The sequence below is a fragment of the Meiothermus ruber DSM 1279 genome (assembly GCF_000024425.1).
GTDB classification, from domain to species: Bacteria; Deinococcota; Deinococci; order Deinococcales; family Thermaceae; genus Meiothermus; species Meiothermus ruber.
Window position 1 is genome coordinate 292,583 of sequence record NC_013946.1, and the last position, 14,947, is coordinate 307,529.

Below are 14,947 nucleotides of genomic sequence, written 5' to 3' on the forward strand. Positions count from 1 at the left end.
ATGTCCATGAGAAATTCTTCCATTCTCCTGGGTTTGCTGATGATGGTGGGTGGGGGGGTGCTGTGGTTTAACCTGAGCAAGAGCCAGACCGAGGCCTCACCCACCCCGCCGACACAGGTGCAGGCCCAGAGCTTCGACCAGAACCGCGCTTTCCTGGAAAACGAACGCAACACCATCGATGTTGTTCAGCGCACTGGGGATGGGGTGGTGTTCGTGGCGGTGCGGGCCACCCCCAGGGTGAGCAGCGATTTTGGTTTCTTCGCGCCCTTCCTGCAGCCCCAACCTCAGGAGGGCACGGGTTCGGGCTTCGTGCTTGACCAGGATGGTCTGATTCTCACCAACTACCACGTGATCGAAGGGGCCGACCAGATCACCGTGCGCTTCCACAACGATCCCAAGAGCTACCCGGCGCGGGTGATAGGCCGGGCCGAGCCCCTCGACATAGCCCTGATCCGGGTGCAGGCCCCGCGCGAGAAGCTGAAGCCCATGCCATTAGCCGACTCCGACCAGGTGCGGGTGGGACAGAAGGCCATCGCCATGGGCAACCCCTTTGGCCTCGAGTTCACCGTGACCGAGGGCATCGTCTCGGCCATAAGGCGCAACCCCAACGACGGCAGCAGCGGCGGCCAGGGGGCTTTTGTGCCCACCGTGATTCAGACCGACGCGGCCATCAACCCCGGCAACTCAGGTGGGCCCCTGCTCAACTCCCGCGGCGAGGTGATCGGGATCAACACCTTCATCTACAGCTCGGCGGGGGCCCTTGGGGCTGCGCAGTCGGCAGGGATTGGCTTTGCCATCCCCATCAACCTGGTCAAGCAGTACCTGGCCGACCTCAAGGCCGGCAAGGACATCACCGCTGAAGACATCGTGCGCTCCCGGCCCCGCCTGGGCGTGACCCTCTCGCTGCTCTCGATGGCCGAGTACCCCGAGAACATCCGCCGGCAGAACCGCCTGCCCGATACCGGCCTGATGATCCAGCAGGTGGAGCGGGGCAGCCCGGCTGAGCGGGCCGGACTGCGGGCCGCCACCCGCACCGTGCAGCTCCAGCTCCGCACCGGTCAGGTGATTGAGCTGGGGGTGAACGGCGACATCCTGCTCGAGGCCGATGGCAACCCCATCAGCAACATCAACGACCTGCGCGCGGTGCTGCTTTCCAAAAAGCCAGGGGAAGCCGTGACCCTTAAGATCTGGCGCGACGGACAGACCCGCGAGGTGCGGGTGGTGCCGCAGGTGATCCGCTAACCCCAGCCGCGCTTCCAGCCCTCCCGCGCGCGGGAGGGTTTTCCTTTGCTTCATCTTGATTGCCTATACTGGGCCCAATGTTGCGCTTCCTGGCGGTTGCTTTGCTGATTGGTTCGCTGGCCCTGGCCCAGTTTGACCCCACCCAGCGCTGGTTTACGGTGCGCACCGAGCACTTCGACATCCACTACCACAGCGGCCTCGAGCGCGTAGCTACCGAGGCCGCCATCTACGCCGAAAAAGCCTATGCGTTGCTACTAGAAGACTTCGAGGCCCCACCAGGGCGCATCAGCATCGTGCTATCGGACGTGGGGGATACCCTCAACGGCTTCGCCAACCCCGTCAACAACCTGGTGGGCATCTTTACCGGGCAGTTCCGCAGCTCGGACTTGTTCAATCCCCGGCTTTCCTCCTGGTGGGAGACGGTGATTTTCCACGAAATTGCCCATATCTTCGATCTCTCCCAGGTGCGCGGCCCGCTCAAAGAGCCCACCCGCATCTTCGGGCAACTGCCAGCCCAGAGTGCGGTCAAGCCCTTTCCTTTCGTGGAGGGCACGGTGCTTTATCTCAAACACAAAAAGCTGGGCGAGTCGCGCCTGAACGACGCCACCACCCGCATGATGCTGCGCCAGATGGTGCTTTCGGGCCGGTTCCCTAGCCTCGACGAGATTCGCCAGGCCTACAGCCGGTCCACCTGGCCCTACCTGGGCTTTCTGGTCTACAACTACAGCGCCTGGCTGGTGCAGTACCTCGAGGTGCGCTTTGGCGAGGACGCCTACCGGCGGTTCACCGAGGCCAACGCCGGGATGCTGGCCTTCAAAGACTTCAACGAACCCTTCCTGAAGGCCTTTGGGGTCTCGCTCGACCAGATTTACGCCGATTTTGTGCGCTGGCTGCCCAGCCAGTTTGAGGGTGAGATCGCCCGCATCCGCGCCGAGGGCCTGACCCCGGTGCAAAAGCTCAGCAGTTTGGGGTTTTTTAGCGAGGGCCCGGCGGATTCGGCCAACGGCCTGGTGTATGCACACGCCTCGCCGCTGCGCAGCGGCCTGCGTATCATCGTCAATGAGAACGAACGCGAGCTGCTGAACGGCCCCGCCCAGCACCCACAGTGGTCGCCCGACGGGCGTTACCTGCTCTTTACCACCAGCAGCGCGACCAGCCCTTACTTTGTGGCGAGCGACCTTTACCAGTACGACCGCCTCGAGGGCCGCGTCCAGCGCCTGACCCAGGGTGAACGCGTTTATTACGCCCGCTACGCGCCCGACGGCAAGAGCATCTTCCTGGCTAAAAACACCCCCGACGGCTCCACCGAGCTGGCCCGCTACTTTATCGAGTTCAACCGCACCCAGCCTCTGCGCAGCTTTCCCCACCAGGACGGGGTGATCCACTCGTTTGCAGTGGCCCCGGACGGCCGCTCCCTGGTGCTTGCCTTGCTGCGGCGGGGGGGTTTTCAAGATCTTTACCGCTACACCCTGGAAACCGGGGCCCTTGCGCCCCTGACCCAGGACAGGAACGTGGATAGCGATCCGGTTTTCAGCCCCGATGGGCGTTACGTGATCTACAGCAGCGATGTGAACCGGGTCTACAACCTGTACGCCTACCGCCTCGAGGACGGGGCGGTCTTCCAGGTGACCAACCTGCTCACCGGGGCCTTCCAGCCCACTTTTTCACACAGCCAGCAGCAGATAATCTTCTCCGGCTACGACGAGACCGGCTACAACCTCTACCAGTTGCCCTACAACCCCAGCGCCTGGAAACGGGTGGAGCTACCGCGCGAACCCCTGCCCGCGTTCAAGCCCGCCGAGGCCGCCAGCGGTGAGCCCTACAACCCCTTCCACTACCTGCGCCCGCTGTACTGGCTGCCCATCGCCGGGGTGGGGGTGGAGGGGTTCGGTCTGGGGGTTTCGTTTGCGGCTTCCGACCCGGTGGGCCTCCATGCCTACGCGGTCGGGGCTGGTTTCGACAGCAGTTTGCGGGGGGTGTTCTACGACCTGGCCTACCAGTACACCGGGCTGGGCTTCCCGCTGGTGTTGCAGGCGGTGGGGGCAGGCCGGGACAGCGCCCAGGGGGTGGGTGCCTCGTTCTGGTCGCCGCAGGGCAGCCTGGGCCTGCAGTACGTGCGCTTGGACGTGCTCGAGCCCGCCCTCGACCCCAGCCAGAACACGGTTACCCATGCCTTCTCGCTTCGCTTGAACGGGGCCAGCACCAGCGCCAGCGACCTCTTCCGTTCGAGCAGCAGCCTGAGCGCCGTGGGCACAGCCTTCGTGCGCGAGGGCAGCCCGGACTGGCGCTACCGTGTGCAGGGGGCGCTGGGCTTCCAGTTCCGCCTGCCGCTGGAAGCCTCGCACCTGATCGGGCTGCGGGTGGGGGGTGGCTTCACCACCTCGCCGCTGGCTTTGGATGGCTTCGACCTGGGGGCCTGGCCCCTGGTGGCCGGGGGCCAGCCGCTGCTGGCGGTGCGGGGGTATGGGCCGGGCCAGCTTCGCGGCCAGCAGGCGCTGGTGGGCTCGCTCGAGTACCGCCTGCCGCCCTGGAGCCTCGAGCGCGGCCTGGGCAACTGGCCGCTGTTCTTCGACGACCTGAGCCTCTCGGTTTTCCTGGACGCGGGGGCTGCCGGTTCGCCTCTGGATCTGAGCCAGGTGCGCTTTTCGCTGGGGGCCGAGCTGCGCCTGGGCCTGACGCTGTTTTATCTGGCGCCGGGCAGCAGCGTGGCCCTGGGCGGCGCGCAGGGTTTTGGGGAGCCGGGGCCAAGGTTTTATCTCAGTCTGGTGTTGCCGGGCTTGTAGGGGGCTGGGCTTTTCGCTTTGGGCTTTTGGCTTTAGGCTATACCCGTGCCAGGAATCGCCATTATTGGAGCCCAGTGGGGTGATGAAGGAAAAGGCAAAGTAACCGATGCCCTCGCTGAAGACGCCGATTTTGTGGTGCGCTACCAGGGGGGGGCCAATGCGGGGCATACCGTGGTGGCCCAGGGCAAAACCTTCAAGCTGAACCTGCTGCCCACCGGGGTTATTCACCCCCAGGCCACCAACGTGCTGGGCGATGGGATGGTGATCGATGCCTACCGCTTTGCCGAGGAGATGCAGAACATCCGGGCCGAGGGACTGAACCCCAGGGTGCTGGTCTCGGACAAGGCCCACCTGGTGCTGCCCCACCATAAGACAGTGGAGGCCCGCAACAACTTTGTGGGAACCACCAAGCGCGGTATCGGGCCGGCCTACTCCGACCGGGCCCGGCGGGTGGGCATCCGCGCCGGCGATCTGCTCAACGAGGCAGTGCTTAGAGAACGGGTCGAAACCCTGCTGACCGAGAAGCCCAACTCGACCCGAGAAGCGGGCTGGGATACCCCTGAAAAAGCCCTGGCCGACCTCTACCGGATGCGCGAGATCCTGGCCCCTCACATTACCGACACCGGCCGCCTGCTGCGGGAGGCCATCCAGCAAGGTAAAAAAGTCTTGTTTGAAGGGGCCCAGGCCACCCTGCTTGACCTCAACTACGGCGACTACCCCTACGTGACCAGCTCGCACCCCACGGTGGGGGGGATTATTGTGGGGGCGGGTGTGAACCACAAGGCCATCAACAAGGTCTATGGGGTGGCCAAGGCCTATGCCACCCGGGTGGGCAACGGCCCTTTCCCCACCGAGCTTTTTGGTGAGGAGGACGAGTATTTGCGGCAGAAAGGGGGTGAGTTTGGTGTGACCACCGGGCGGGCCCGGCGCACCGGCTGGCTCGACCTGGTGCTGCTCAAGTACGCTTGCGAGGTGAACGGCTTTGATGGCCTGGTGCTCACCAAGCTCGACGTGCTCTCGGGTTTTCCGGTGGTCAAGGTGGGTGTGGAGCACCGGCCGGACGGTAGCGTAAAGTACGCGGAAATTCCCGGCTGGGGCGACCTGACCGGCATTCAGAGCCGGGAGGAGCTACCGGCCAGCCTGAAGCAGTTTATCGAACTGGTCGAAGACTTTACCCAGACCCCGGTGGTGATGTTTTCTACCAGCCCGCGCCGGGAGGACACCTTTGGGGCGGTGAGCTGGGTTTAGTCGCTCTTCAGGGCCACCACGCGGCCTCCGGTAAGGGCCAGCAGCTCTTCCGGCGAGAGGCCAAACAGCGCAAAAGGGGTTCCAGCGGCCGCATAGATCCGTTCGTACTGGAGCAGGTCGGGGTCGACGAGGGCCTCGAGGGCCTGGGCGTGACCAACGGGCGGCACCCCGCCGATGGCAAAGCCGGTGACCTGGCGCACATAATCGGCGTCGGGCTTTTCCAACTTTTCCCCTAGAAGGGCCTCGAGCCGCGCCACATCCACCCGGTTGGCCCCCGAGACCAGGAGCAGGTAGGGCCTGGCGCTCTCGGCTCCCCGAAAGACCAGCGATTTGACAATCTGGCCCACCGCACAGCCCACCGCCGCGGCGGCCTCCTGGGCGGTGCGGGTAGAGGCCGACAGCTCCTGCACCTGTAGGTGAGCAAAGCCCCGCTGATTCAGGGCTGCCTGTACTTTCAGGGCGCTGGGGGATAGTTTCATTGGGAAAGCTCGTGCAGAATGCCGCTAAGCAGAGCGATCCGGGTGGGTATTTGGGGGATGTAGACATTCTCGCTGAGCTGGTGGGCGGCTTCGCCGAACAGGCCCAGCCCGTCCAGGGTGGGCACACCCAGGGCGGCGGTAAAGTTGCCGTCGGAGCCACCCCCCACCCGGCCGGCCCCCAGGTGCAGGCCCAGTTCGGCCCCGATGCGCCGGGCCATCTCGAAGAGCTCGAGCGAGGCCGGGCTGGGCTCCATGGGGGGGCGGTTCAGGCCGCCCTCCACCGAGAGGGTAGCACCCGGCAGCAGCGGCTCCAGGGCCTTAAGCGCTTTCTCGATGCGCTCCGCTTCGGCCATCGTCCAGACCCGCAGGTCGATCTCCACCCAGGCGGTGGCCGCCACCACGTTGCTGGTGGTGCCCCCCTTGATCACGTTGGGCCCCAGGGTGGTGCCCTGTTCCCAGTCCTGCAGGGCCACAATTCTGCTTATTTGATGGGCCAGCTCGACGATGGCGTTGACCCCCTTCTCGGGCTCGACGCCCTGGTGCGCGGGCTTGCCGTGGGCGGTGAGGCGGTACTGGCCCACCCCCTTGCGGGCCACCTTGAGGTCGCCGTTGCCCATGGGGGCTTCCAGTACCAGCACCAGGTCGTTGCGCAGAGCCCCGGCCTCGATGGCCGCGCGCGAGGCCGCGGAACCCACCTCCTCGTCGGGGGTGAAGAGCAGCTCGAGGGTGGGCAGGCCCAGCCCCAGGGCCCGGTTGGCGCGCAAGGCCCACAGGAGCTGCACGATGTTGCCCTTCATGTCGTAGATGCCGGGGCCGTAGGCCCGGTCGCCCTCAATCTTCCAGGGTGTGGCAAAGGCCCCCACCGGGTGCACGGTATCGAAGTGGCATAGCACCAGCACCTTTTTGCCCGCGCCCGGGATGCGCACCCTTAGCAGCGGGCCGTTGGGGGTTTCTTCGCGCTCGAGGCTTCCCAAAGGCCCAAACTGCGCTGCAATCCAGTCGGCCACCTTCGCCAGGCCGGGCAGGTCGTGGGAGGGGGCCTCGAGGGTCACGATGGCCTCGAGGTCTTGCAGGATGGCTGGAAGTTGGGGCTGAAGGTACTCGATCGGCTTCACGGGCCCATACTACTGTTTGGGGCGGCTTAGGGGAATCTTTCTGTTATCCTATTTCGGTGCTAGCATCTCGCCCCGAGATCAAGTCCCAGCTCAAAGCCGCCATCGCCCAGGCCCTGGAGGCCCTGGGCCTGCAGGAGTGGCCCGAAATTGTCGTACAGGAAACCCCGCCGGACAAGGAAGGCGACTACGGTACGCCAGTCGCCATGAGCCTGGCCCGCACCCTGCGCAAAGCCCCGCCCCAGATTGCCGCCGACCTGCTCCAGAACATCCAGCTTCCGGCCTGGGTTCGGCGTACTTTTGTGCTGGGGGGCTACTTGAATTTCGAGCTCGATCCGGCCTTTCTGGTGAAGTCGGCCACGTTGCCCGTTGCGCCTTTCCCCAAGGTTGCAGGCAAGGTGCTTCTGGAACACACCTCGGTCAACCCCAACAAAGAGCTGCACGTCGGCCACCTGCGCAACATCTGCCTGGGGGACTCGCTGGCGCGCATACTGCGCTTTGTGGGCCGCGACGTAGAAGTAATGAACTACATCGACGACACCGGGCGGCAGGCCGCCGAGAGCCTATATGCCCTGCAGTATTTTGGCCTTAAGGAAGCCCCCGCCCAGACCAAATACGACCACTGGGTGGGCGAGGCCTATGTGCGGCTGCACCAGGCCATGGAAGACCCTGAGCAAAAAGCCCGCATCGAACAGGGCGTGCAATCCACCCTCCACCGCCTGGAGGCGGGCGAGCTGCGCGACGCGGTAGACAAAATTCTGCGGGCCCAACTGCAAACCATGTACCGCCTGGGCGCCGAGTACAACGCCCTGGTCTGGGAGTCCGACATCGTGCGGGAAGGGCTGCTGGGCAAGGCCATGAAAATCCTGGAAGGCTCGCCCTACGTTTCCCGTCCTACCGAGGGCAAGTATGCGGGGGCCCTGGTCATGGATACCAGCGCTTTCATTCCCGGCCTGGAAGACCCCTACCTGGTGTTGATCCGCTCCAACGGCACCTCCACCTACACCGCCAAGGACATCGCCCTGCAGTTCTGGAAGATGGGCCTGCTCGAGGGCCTGCGCTTCGTGACCTACGATACCCAGCCCAGCGGGGCGCCCCTGTACAGCACCCACCCCGAAGGCGTGCCCCTGCCGTTTGGTGGGGCCAGCGAGACCATCAACGTGGTGGACGCCCGCCAGAGCCACGCCCTGCGGGTGGTGCAGGCCTCGCTCGAGGTCGAAGGGCGGCCCGACCTGGCCGAGAAGTGCTTCCACCTGGCCTACGAGACGGTGCTGCTCGAGGGCCGGCAGATGTCCGGGCGCAAGGGCATTGTGGTCTCGGTGGACGAGGTGATGGACGAAGCGGTTAAGCGGGTGCGGGCGGTCATCGCCGAGAAAAACCCCGACCACCCCAGCCCCGCGGAAGCCGCCGAGCAGATTGGGGTGGGAGCGGTGCGCTTCGCCATGCTCAAAACCGAGGCCAAGAAGCAGATCGACTTCCGCTACGACCAGGCCCTGAGCTTCGAAGGGGATACCGGCCCCTACATCCAGTACGCCTACGCCCGCGCAGGCTCGATCCTGCGCAAGGCCGAAGAGCAAGGGGTTATCCAGGAAGCCCCCGACTTCACCCAGGCCACGCCCTACGAGGTGGCCCTGGCCAAGACCCTGCTGCGCTTCCCCGAGGCCGTGCAGGATGCTGCCCGTAACAAAGCCCCGCATATTGTGGCCCAGTACCTGCTCGAGCTGGCCGCGGCCTGGAGTAGCTTCTACAACGCCAAAACCCCCGATGGCCGGCCGGCCACCCCGGTGCTCAGCGCGCCCCCAGAGTTGCGTGGGGTGCGGCTGGAGCTGGTCAAGGCCCTGCGCCAGACCCTCAAGCAGGGCCTGGGCCTGCTGGGCCTGGAAGCCCCCGAGGTCATGTAACGCTGCTGGGCTCCGGCAAGCAATTGCACCCCGACGGCTCCAGGCTGGGCGGACTGGTCGTCCTGCGGCGCCGTTAATGGCCTGCCCCACACGATGCGTACGGCTGGTTTAGCCCAGCCGGCAGGGGGTGGGTTGCTGCTGCGAATTTCCACGGCTTTGGCTGCACCGGAAAATGCATCGGGGTGCGTTGCTGGGTTTATTCATCACACCCTGCTTCGGGCTGCAGGTGTTACGTGGATGTGCATTTTGCACAAGGGGTTGGTTTTCACCGTGTTACCCTGCATGGGAGGTTTAACGGAGGAGTTCACGCCTTGAGAAGGGGAGGTAGCAAGCACAGGCGAGATGGTTCAAGCCATCCGATTGAAACTTTTTTCCGGCAGGGCTTGCTGAAACAGTCCCGTGCTGAATTGGCCCTGGTGGTATGCCTTTATGCCCTCATAGCGTCGCGCCACAGCCAACAGGGCCTTCATGCCGGACAGGTGTGTGGTCGCCCATATACCGCTTGGGGCCCTTGGGGAATTGAGCAAGGAGTGTGTGCATGAATAAATCCGGAGGACCCATTCAGCTCAAACTATGGGGCCCGGCCCGGCTGGAGTACCAAGGCCGCGAATTAAAGCTCCAGCGCAAGGGTCTGGCCATTCTGTACTACCTGGCCCTGGAAGGGGCTACCCGCCGCGAAGTGCTGGCCGACCTGCTCTGGGGCCACTCGGCGGCCTCACAGAACCTGCGGGTTGAGCTGCACCGCCTGGGTCAGGCCCTGGCCCCCCTGGGCTACACCCTGTTTAAAGCCGGCGAAGACCCCTTGCAGCTCCCGCCTTTCGTGACCCTGGATCGCACCCCGGCGCCGGGGGCGCCCATGGAAGGGCTGGAGGAGATCTCGGTGGAGTTCAGAGCCTGGCTCGAGGGCCAGCGCTCACAGCTCATGGCCAACAGCTCCGGCACGGTGGGGCGGGAGCGGCTGGTACAGGAGGTGGCCTCGCAGATCGTGTTGCCCTCGGTGTTGATTCTGACCGGACGGCCCGGTTCCGGGCGCACGGCCTTTGCTCAAGCCCTGGCTAAAGCCCTGGGGATGCCCTTTTTAGAGGGCCCTCGAGGCGGCGGCAAGGCCCTGCACTACCTGCGCCCCCCTACGCCGATGTCTCGATAGAACGCATCCTTACCGACCGGGACGGGCTTTGGGTGGTGGAGCGCTCCTCCTATGGCGAAGATCCCAGGCTCATCCTGGAGCTGAGAAGCCATTACCCCGCCGAGCGCACCCGCTACATCACCCTGCCGCCCCTGTCCTGGGCGGAGGCCCGCGCTTCCATGCTTTCCAACCTACCCTTTGCCCAGGCGGCGCGGCTGTTTCTGGCCTCGGGGGGCTCGCCCGGCCACCTGCGGGAGCTGCTGGCTGTGCCCCACAACGGCACCGAGATGCCCTTGCCCCAGCGGGTGCGGGCGCAGGTGCAGCTCGAGTCCCGGATGCTGTCGCTGGAGGCCCGGCTGGCCCTGGAGCGCCTGTCGGTGCACCCCGGCCCTTACAGCCAGGGTCTGCTGGACGCCCTCGAGGCCACGCCCTACCTCGACGAGCTCGAGCGCCGTGGCTGGTTAATTTACGCCGGCCAGTGGCAGTTTTCCGATGACGCCAGCCGCCGGGTTCTGTACCTGGGGTTGCAGCCCGGGCGGCGCCAGCAGTACCACCGCCAGGCCGCCCTGCAGTGTGCGATGGAGGAGCAGCGCATGGCCGAGGCCTACCACCGCCTGATGGCCGGGGATACCGCCGACTGGGGCACCTTTGTCAACACCTTGCCGGGCTGGACCCGCTACGGCCTCAAGGCCTGGCTGGGTATGCACGAAAACCTTCCGATGGGCCCCAGTACCGGCGAGGCGGCTCGAGGCAGCGAACTGGCCTTGCTGGAAGAGGCTCGCTTTGGACAGGGCTTCGAGGTCGAAGGGCGTCATGTGCGCTGGATGCGCACCCCCTCCATGAGCAGCGCTTCGGGCATTATCTGGGCGGCGCATGACGAACCTTCGCTGCTGCACCTCAAGGGCAATGCCTACGTAGAGAACCCCCTGGGGGTGGGCATCTCGGGGCGCGCTGCCCCTCTGATGCTTGAAATTCAAGAACCCCGCGAAGCCCGCATCATCTTCCTCCCGGGTATTCAGGCGGGGGCCCTGGCCGATAACGCCCTGTTGTTGCCTTTGCAGGAAGAGCTGGATGTCTGGTTCCGGGTGCCAGCCGGGGCTAGCATCCGCCTGACCAGCAGCGCTGAGAGCGGCCTGATCGACCTCGAGGTCACCTCCTACCGCGTGGCGCCGCCTCCTTTGGCGCAGTCGGCTCCCAGAGTGGAGGTATTCGAATTTTTTCGTAGCGCGGTAGAAGCCGCCAGGAAAAGCTAAATTGGCTGCGGGCTGGGGCCGGCTTTCCCAACACACTGCTACGGCGGTGCTTGCTATGGCTGGCCGGCTTGCAGGCCGACCTGCTCCATCCAGGCTTTGAGCTTGCTGATGGAAAAGCGGCTCAGCGAGGTGGCGTGTTCTTTGTACACCAGGGTGGGCACGCTGCGCTTACCGTTGTTGACCTTCATTACCAGCTCGGCTGCGGTGGGGTCGTGTTCGATATTGACTTCCTGGAAGGGCAGTCCGAGGCTGGTCAGGGCTTGTTTGGCGGCGTGGCAGTCGGGGCACCAGGAGGTTGTGTACATCGTAATCATGGCCAGCGAGTAGTTTAGAGAAGACCCGGGCTAGGCACTGTGCGTTTGCTGACGTGTTTGGCCCGAGGGGTGGGGTTTGCGGTCTTGGTTGGGTGCGACAGGGTTGTTCCGGCCAGGGGCTGGTATAACCATAAACGGCCATGCCCGAACTACCCGAAGTGGAAACCACCCGGCGCATCCTCGAGCCCTACCTGCTGGGCCAGCGCATCCAACAACTCCTGCACCAAGACCCCGCCCGCTACCGCAACACCGAGCGGGCCGAGGGGCGCAGGGTGCTGGGCACTTCCCGCCGGGGCAAGTACCTGATTATTCACCTGGACGAGAACCTCGAGCTCATCGTGCACCTGGGTATGACCGGGGGCTTTCGCTTTGAGCCGCACCGCCATACCCGGGTCACCCTGCACCTGCCCCACCAAACCCTCTACTACACCGACCCCCGGCGCTTTGGGAAGTGGTGGGTGGTGGAGGCGGGCGACTACCGCGAAATTGACCTGCTGTGCCGCATGGGGCCCGAGCCGCTCTCGGACGATTTCACCCTCGCACACTTCCAGCAGGCACTCCGCACCCCCCGGAAAATCAAGGAGGTGCTGCTCGCGCAAGAGGCGGTGGCCGGGGTGGGCAACATCTACGCCGACGAGTCGCTGTGGCTGAGCCAGATCCACCCCGAGCGGCCTGCCGCCTCGCTTTCAAGTCCCGAAGTCCGGCGGCTGTACAAGGCCATCCGGGTGGTGATGGAGCGGGCGGTGGAGGCTGGAGGTTCCACGCTCTCGGATGCGAGCTACCGGCAGCCCGATGGCCAGCCCGGCTACTTTCAGTTCCAGCACAACGCCTACGACCGCACCGGCCAGCCCTGCAAGCGCAAGGGCTGCACGGGCCGGATTGCCAAAATTGTGGTGGGCGGGCGTGGAACCCACTTCTGCCCGCAGTGCCAGCAAAATAGCCGCTAGCAGTTCAGCCCGACTTTTCCGACCCGGCCTGTGGCAGCTTTCCCTGCTCGGCCAGGGTGTTGGTCACGATCCAGGCCTCGGCCTCCTCGGGGGTTTTGACCCGGTAGACTTCCTCACCGGTGCGCTTGTCCACGATGCCGTAGGCCTTGCTGCCCTTGAGGGGCCTGTACTCGTAAGGGGCCGACTGGAGGAAGGCCTCGAGATCCACCCCCTCCCCCAGCATCTGGCGAAACCAGGCCTGCTGGGCCTGCTCGACCCGCCGGTAGCCCCAGTAGTTGACCAGGCCAAACAGGGCGATGAGCACAAAGAGGGCCAGAAAAACCACAAGCCAGCTCATTCGCTCAGTTTAAGCCAGAGACAGGGCTGGTAGCTTTGGTCAGCTCACAGGCCGAGCCTGGGTCTGGTACAACGCCAGGGCTTTGCTCAGCGCCTCGAGCACCTGCTTGCGGAACTCGAGCGGCTCGAGGGCTTCCACCCCGGCGCCAGCGGCCAAGACCCAGCCCAAGGCTTGCTCGGGGTATTCGAAGCGAATCTGGGCTTTCAGCCAGCTATCGCCTGCCGGCTTGCAGTGCTCGAGCTGCCCCCAGTGGCTGGCAGGGTTGGAACGCGCCAGCACCTTTTCTTGAACGCGAACCCAAATGCGGTAGGAGGGAATTTTGGCGCGAAAGTCGGCGCGGGCTTTGTGCCAGTAGGCCTCGAGGTCGAAGTCGGCAGGGCGTTGGGAAGGTTCGTCCAGCACGCTGGCCTCGAGGATTCTCGAAACACGGTACGAGCGCAGTTCGCCCTGTCTGGAGGCAACCAGATACCACACGCTTCCCTTGACCACCAGGCCCAGCGGGTCTACGGTGCGCTCGGCCGGTTGCCCCTCCATCGGTTCGTAGACCAGCCGTAGCTTTCGGTCTTGCCAGACCGCTTCCTGCAAAACAGGCAACAAGGGAACTTTTTCCTGATAACGCTGAATGTCTACCAGAATACGTTGACGCGCGTACTCGGCCCCCCGCCGCTGGGCAGCAGGCAGGGCGGCCAGCATCTTGATAAGGGCATTTTCACCGGCTTTGCCCAGGCCCAGGTCGCGCAGGAGTTGGGTGGGTTTGAGTGCAAACAGCGCCATAATTTCCGGCTGGCTAAGGCCAGTCAGGTTGGTGCGGTACTCCTCCAGGAGCCGCCACCCCCCCTTGCTACCCCGCTCGGCGTAGACCGGTACACCCGAGGCGGTGAGGGCCTCCATGTCGCGGTGGATGGTGCGTGGGGAGACCTCGAGGCGCTTGGCCAGCTCTGCCGTGGTAGCCCGCCCTCTGGTCTGCAACAGCAACAGTATCGAAACCAGACGATCCGCCCGCATACCTCAACCCTACCCCACCAATATGACAGAAGGTGACATATAACGGGTCTAGGCTGAACCATGGAGGGACTTTATGTCTAATCTCAAAGAGAAAATTGTGGTTGTGGCCGGGGCGACCAGAGGCTGTGGGCGGGGCATTGCGGTGGAGTTGGGCGCAGCCGGCGCAACCGTCTACTGCACGGGCCGTAGCACGCGCGGCAACCCCTCCGATCTGAACCGCCCCGAAACCATCGAGGAGACTGCAGAACTGGTCACCAAGGCGGGCGGAACGGGGATTGCGGTGCGGGTGGATCATACCCAAGAAGCCCAGGTCAAGGCCCTGTTCGAGCAGGTTAAAGCGGAGCAAGGCCGACTGGATATCTTGGTGAACGACGTCTGGGGTGGCGATGGCCTGATCGAGTGGGGCAAGCCCTTCTGGGAGATGGACATGGCCCTGGGCTGGCGACTGCTGGAACGCTCGGTTTATAGCCATCTGCTCACCAGCCGCTACGCGGTGCCGCTGATGCTCGAGCAGAATAGCGGCCTGATTGTCGAGGTCACCGACGGGGATACCCTGAACTACCGCGGAAACTTCTTCTACGATCTGGTCAAGACCACCGTAATCCGTCTCGCGCACAACATGGCCGAGGAGTTCAAGGGCCAGCGCATCAACGTATTGGGCCAGCCCAACCCCGTTCGCGCGAACATCACCGCCCTGGCCCTCACCCCTGGCTTCCTGCGCTCAGAGGCGATGCTGGAGCACTTTGGGGTGAGCGAGGCCAACTGGCGCGATGCCATTGCCCAAGACCCCTACTACGCCGAGTCGGAGACCCCGCATTACATTGGTCGGGCGGTTGTCGCGCTGGCTACCGATCCAAAGGTTCACGAAAAGGCAGGCCAGGCCCTGGCCACCTGGCACCTGAGCCGTGAGTACGGTTTCACCGATATAGACGGCAGAGCCCCGCACTGGCAGGAGTTCTACGAAGGCAAAAAGGCCGCCGAAGCCTGAGGAGCGCAGTGCAAGGCTTCGATTCGCCCGCCTTGCTGCCGGTTTGACGTACTGACCTCGGCATTGGACAATACACATCGTGAGTAATATACACACCGTACTTTACCTTCCTGTGCGTTCCCTTTATTCAGACTGGATTGGGGGGGGTTTCGAGAAAAACCTTGTCCCTGCGGTACAAAAAACGGCTCTCCCAGGCCCTTTTATTGCCAAAG

General features: G+C 64.4%; 13 protein-coding genes. 8 read left to right on the forward strand and 5 right to left on the reverse strand.

Going from position 1 to position 14,947, the window contains the following annotated elements; translation table 11 throughout:
• From MRUB_RS01640 to MRUB_RS01650, 3 genes are all read left to right on the forward strand, one after another.
• Positions 1-1,242 carry a S1C family serine protease gene (locus tag MRUB_RS01640; RefSeq protein WP_013012621.1) on the forward strand — a complete coding sequence of 414 codons (1,242 nt, stop codon included), beginning with the start codon at positions 1-3 and terminating at the stop codon, positions 1,240-1,242.
• Between the two features lie 77 nt (positions 1,243-1,319).
• Positions 1,320-4,025, forward strand: a complete 2,706-nt coding sequence (locus tag MRUB_RS01645) for a PD40 domain-containing protein (RefSeq protein WP_013012622.1) — start codon at positions 1,320-1,322, stop codon at positions 4,023-4,025.
• A gap of 45 nt (positions 4,026-4,070) precedes the next feature.
• On the forward strand, positions 4,071-5,273 hold the full coding sequence (locus tag MRUB_RS01650; RefSeq protein ID WP_013012623.1) for an adenylosuccinate synthase: 1,203 nt from the start codon (positions 4,071-4,073) through the stop codon (positions 5,271-5,273).
• Here the strand turns inward: MRUB_RS01650 and MRUB_RS01655 are convergent.
• Both MRUB_RS01655 and MRUB_RS01660 read right to left on the reverse strand, forming a co-directional pair.
• Positions 5,270-5,752: a YbaK/EbsC family protein gene (locus MRUB_RS01655; RefSeq protein WP_013012624.1), complete on the reverse strand. Its 483-nt coding sequence runs from the start codon at positions 5,750-5,752 to the stop codon at positions 5,270-5,272. The genes MRUB_RS01650 and MRUB_RS01655 overlap by 4 nt on opposite strands.
• Positions 5,749-6,867 carry a M20 family metallopeptidase gene (locus tag MRUB_RS01660; protein WP_013012625.1) on the reverse strand — a complete coding sequence of 373 codons (1,119 nt, stop codon included), beginning with the start codon at positions 6,865-6,867 and terminating at the stop codon, positions 5,749-5,751. The genes MRUB_RS01655 and MRUB_RS01660 overlap by 4 nt, the downstream gene beginning before the upstream one ends.
• 56 nt (positions 6,868-6,923) lie before the next feature.
• On the opposite strand from MRUB_RS01660, the gene MRUB_RS01665 reads away from it, so the two are divergent.
• The 3 genes from MRUB_RS01665 to MRUB_RS01675 all read left to right on the forward strand — a co-directional run bounded on the left by MRUB_RS01665 (position 6,924) and on the right by MRUB_RS01675 (position 11,144).
• Positions 6,924-8,765 (forward strand): arginine--tRNA ligase, encoded by a 1,842-nt coding sequence (locus MRUB_RS01665; RefSeq protein ID WP_013012626.1) that lies wholly within the window; start codon positions 6,924-6,926, stop codon positions 8,763-8,765.
• Between the two features lie 538 nt (positions 8,766-9,303).
• Positions 9,304-9,912: an AfsR/SARP family transcriptional regulator gene (locus MRUB_RS01670; RefSeq protein WP_013012627.1), complete on the forward strand. Its 609-nt coding sequence runs from the start codon at positions 9,304-9,306 to the stop codon at positions 9,910-9,912.
• Positions 9,913-9,947: 35 nt separating this feature from the next.
• On the forward strand, positions 9,948-11,144 hold the full coding sequence (locus MRUB_RS01675) for a hypothetical protein (RefSeq protein WP_244403984.1): 1,197 nt from the start codon (positions 9,948-9,950) through the stop codon (positions 11,142-11,144).
• A gap of 53 nt (positions 11,145-11,197) precedes the next feature.
• On the opposite strand, the gene MRUB_RS01680 is transcribed toward MRUB_RS01675, so the two are convergent.
• Positions 11,198-11,458, reverse strand: coding sequence for a glutaredoxin family protein (locus tag MRUB_RS01680; protein ID WP_013012629.1), 261 nt, complete (start codon positions 11,456-11,458; stop codon positions 11,198-11,200).
• Between the two features lie 140 nt (positions 11,459-11,598).
• Here MRUB_RS01680 and MRUB_RS01685 point away from each other — a divergent pair, with 140 nt between their 5' ends.
• A complete protein-coding gene (locus MRUB_RS01685; RefSeq protein ID WP_013012630.1) occupies positions 11,599-12,405 on the forward strand; it encodes a DNA-formamidopyrimidine glycosylase in 807 nt (268 codons plus the stop codon).
• A 4-nt stretch (positions 12,406-12,409) separates the two neighbouring features.
• Here the strand turns inward: MRUB_RS01685 and MRUB_RS01690 are convergent, their stop codons facing one another.
• Positions 12,410-12,742, reverse strand: coding sequence for a hypothetical protein (locus tag MRUB_RS01690; protein ID WP_013012631.1), 333 nt, complete (start codon positions 12,740-12,742; stop codon positions 12,410-12,412).
• Between the two features lie 39 nt (positions 12,743-12,781).
• Positions 12,782-13,747: a helix-turn-helix transcriptional regulator gene (locus MRUB_RS01695; RefSeq protein ID WP_013012632.1), complete on the reverse strand. Its 966-nt coding sequence runs from the start codon at positions 13,745-13,747 to the stop codon at positions 12,782-12,784.
• A 73-nt stretch (positions 13,748-13,820) separates the two neighbouring features.
• On the opposite strand from MRUB_RS01695, the gene MRUB_RS01700 reads away from it, so the two are divergent.
• Complete coding sequence (locus tag MRUB_RS01700; RefSeq protein ID WP_013012633.1) at positions 13,821-14,735, forward strand: SDR family oxidoreductase; 915 nt, start codon at positions 13,821-13,823, stop codon at positions 14,733-14,735.
• Positions 14,736-14,947 lie beyond the last annotated feature (212 nt).

Excerpts from the sequence above, each read along its gene's own strand:
- MRUB_RS01640 (WP_013012621.1), top strand. The coding sequence starts at position 1 with ATGTCCATGAGAAATTCTTCCATTCTCCTGGGTTTGCTGATGATGGTG.
- MRUB_RS01645 (WP_013012622.1), top strand. The coding sequence starts at position 1,320 with ATGTTGCGCTTCCTGGCGGTTGCTTTGCTGATTGGTTCGCTGGCCCTG.
- MRUB_RS01655 (WP_013012624.1), bottom strand. The coding sequence starts at position 5,752 with ATGAAACTATCCCCCAGCGCCCTGAAAGTACAGGCAGCCCTGAATCAG.
- MRUB_RS01670 (WP_013012627.1), top strand. The coding sequence starts at position 9,304 with ATGAATAAATCCGGAGGACCCATTCAGCTCAAACTATGGGGCCCGGCC.
- MRUB_RS01680 (WP_013012629.1), bottom strand. The coding sequence starts at position 11,458 with ATGATTACGATGTACACAACCTCCTGGTGCCCCGACTGCCACGCCGCC.
- MRUB_RS01685 (WP_013012630.1), top strand. The coding sequence starts at position 11,599 with ATGCCCGAACTACCCGAAGTGGAAACCACCCGGCGCATCCTCGAGCCC.
- MRUB_RS01690 (WP_013012631.1), bottom strand. The coding sequence starts at position 12,742 with ATGAGCTGGCTTGTGGTTTTTCTGGCCCTCTTTGTGCTCATCGCCCTG.
- MRUB_RS01695 (WP_013012632.1), bottom strand. The coding sequence starts at position 13,747 with ATGCGGGCGGATCGTCTGGTTTCGATACTGTTGCTGTTGCAGACCAGA.
- MRUB_RS01700 (WP_013012633.1), top strand. The coding sequence starts at position 13,821 with ATGTCTAATCTCAAAGAGAAAATTGTGGTTGTGGCCGGGGCGACCAGA.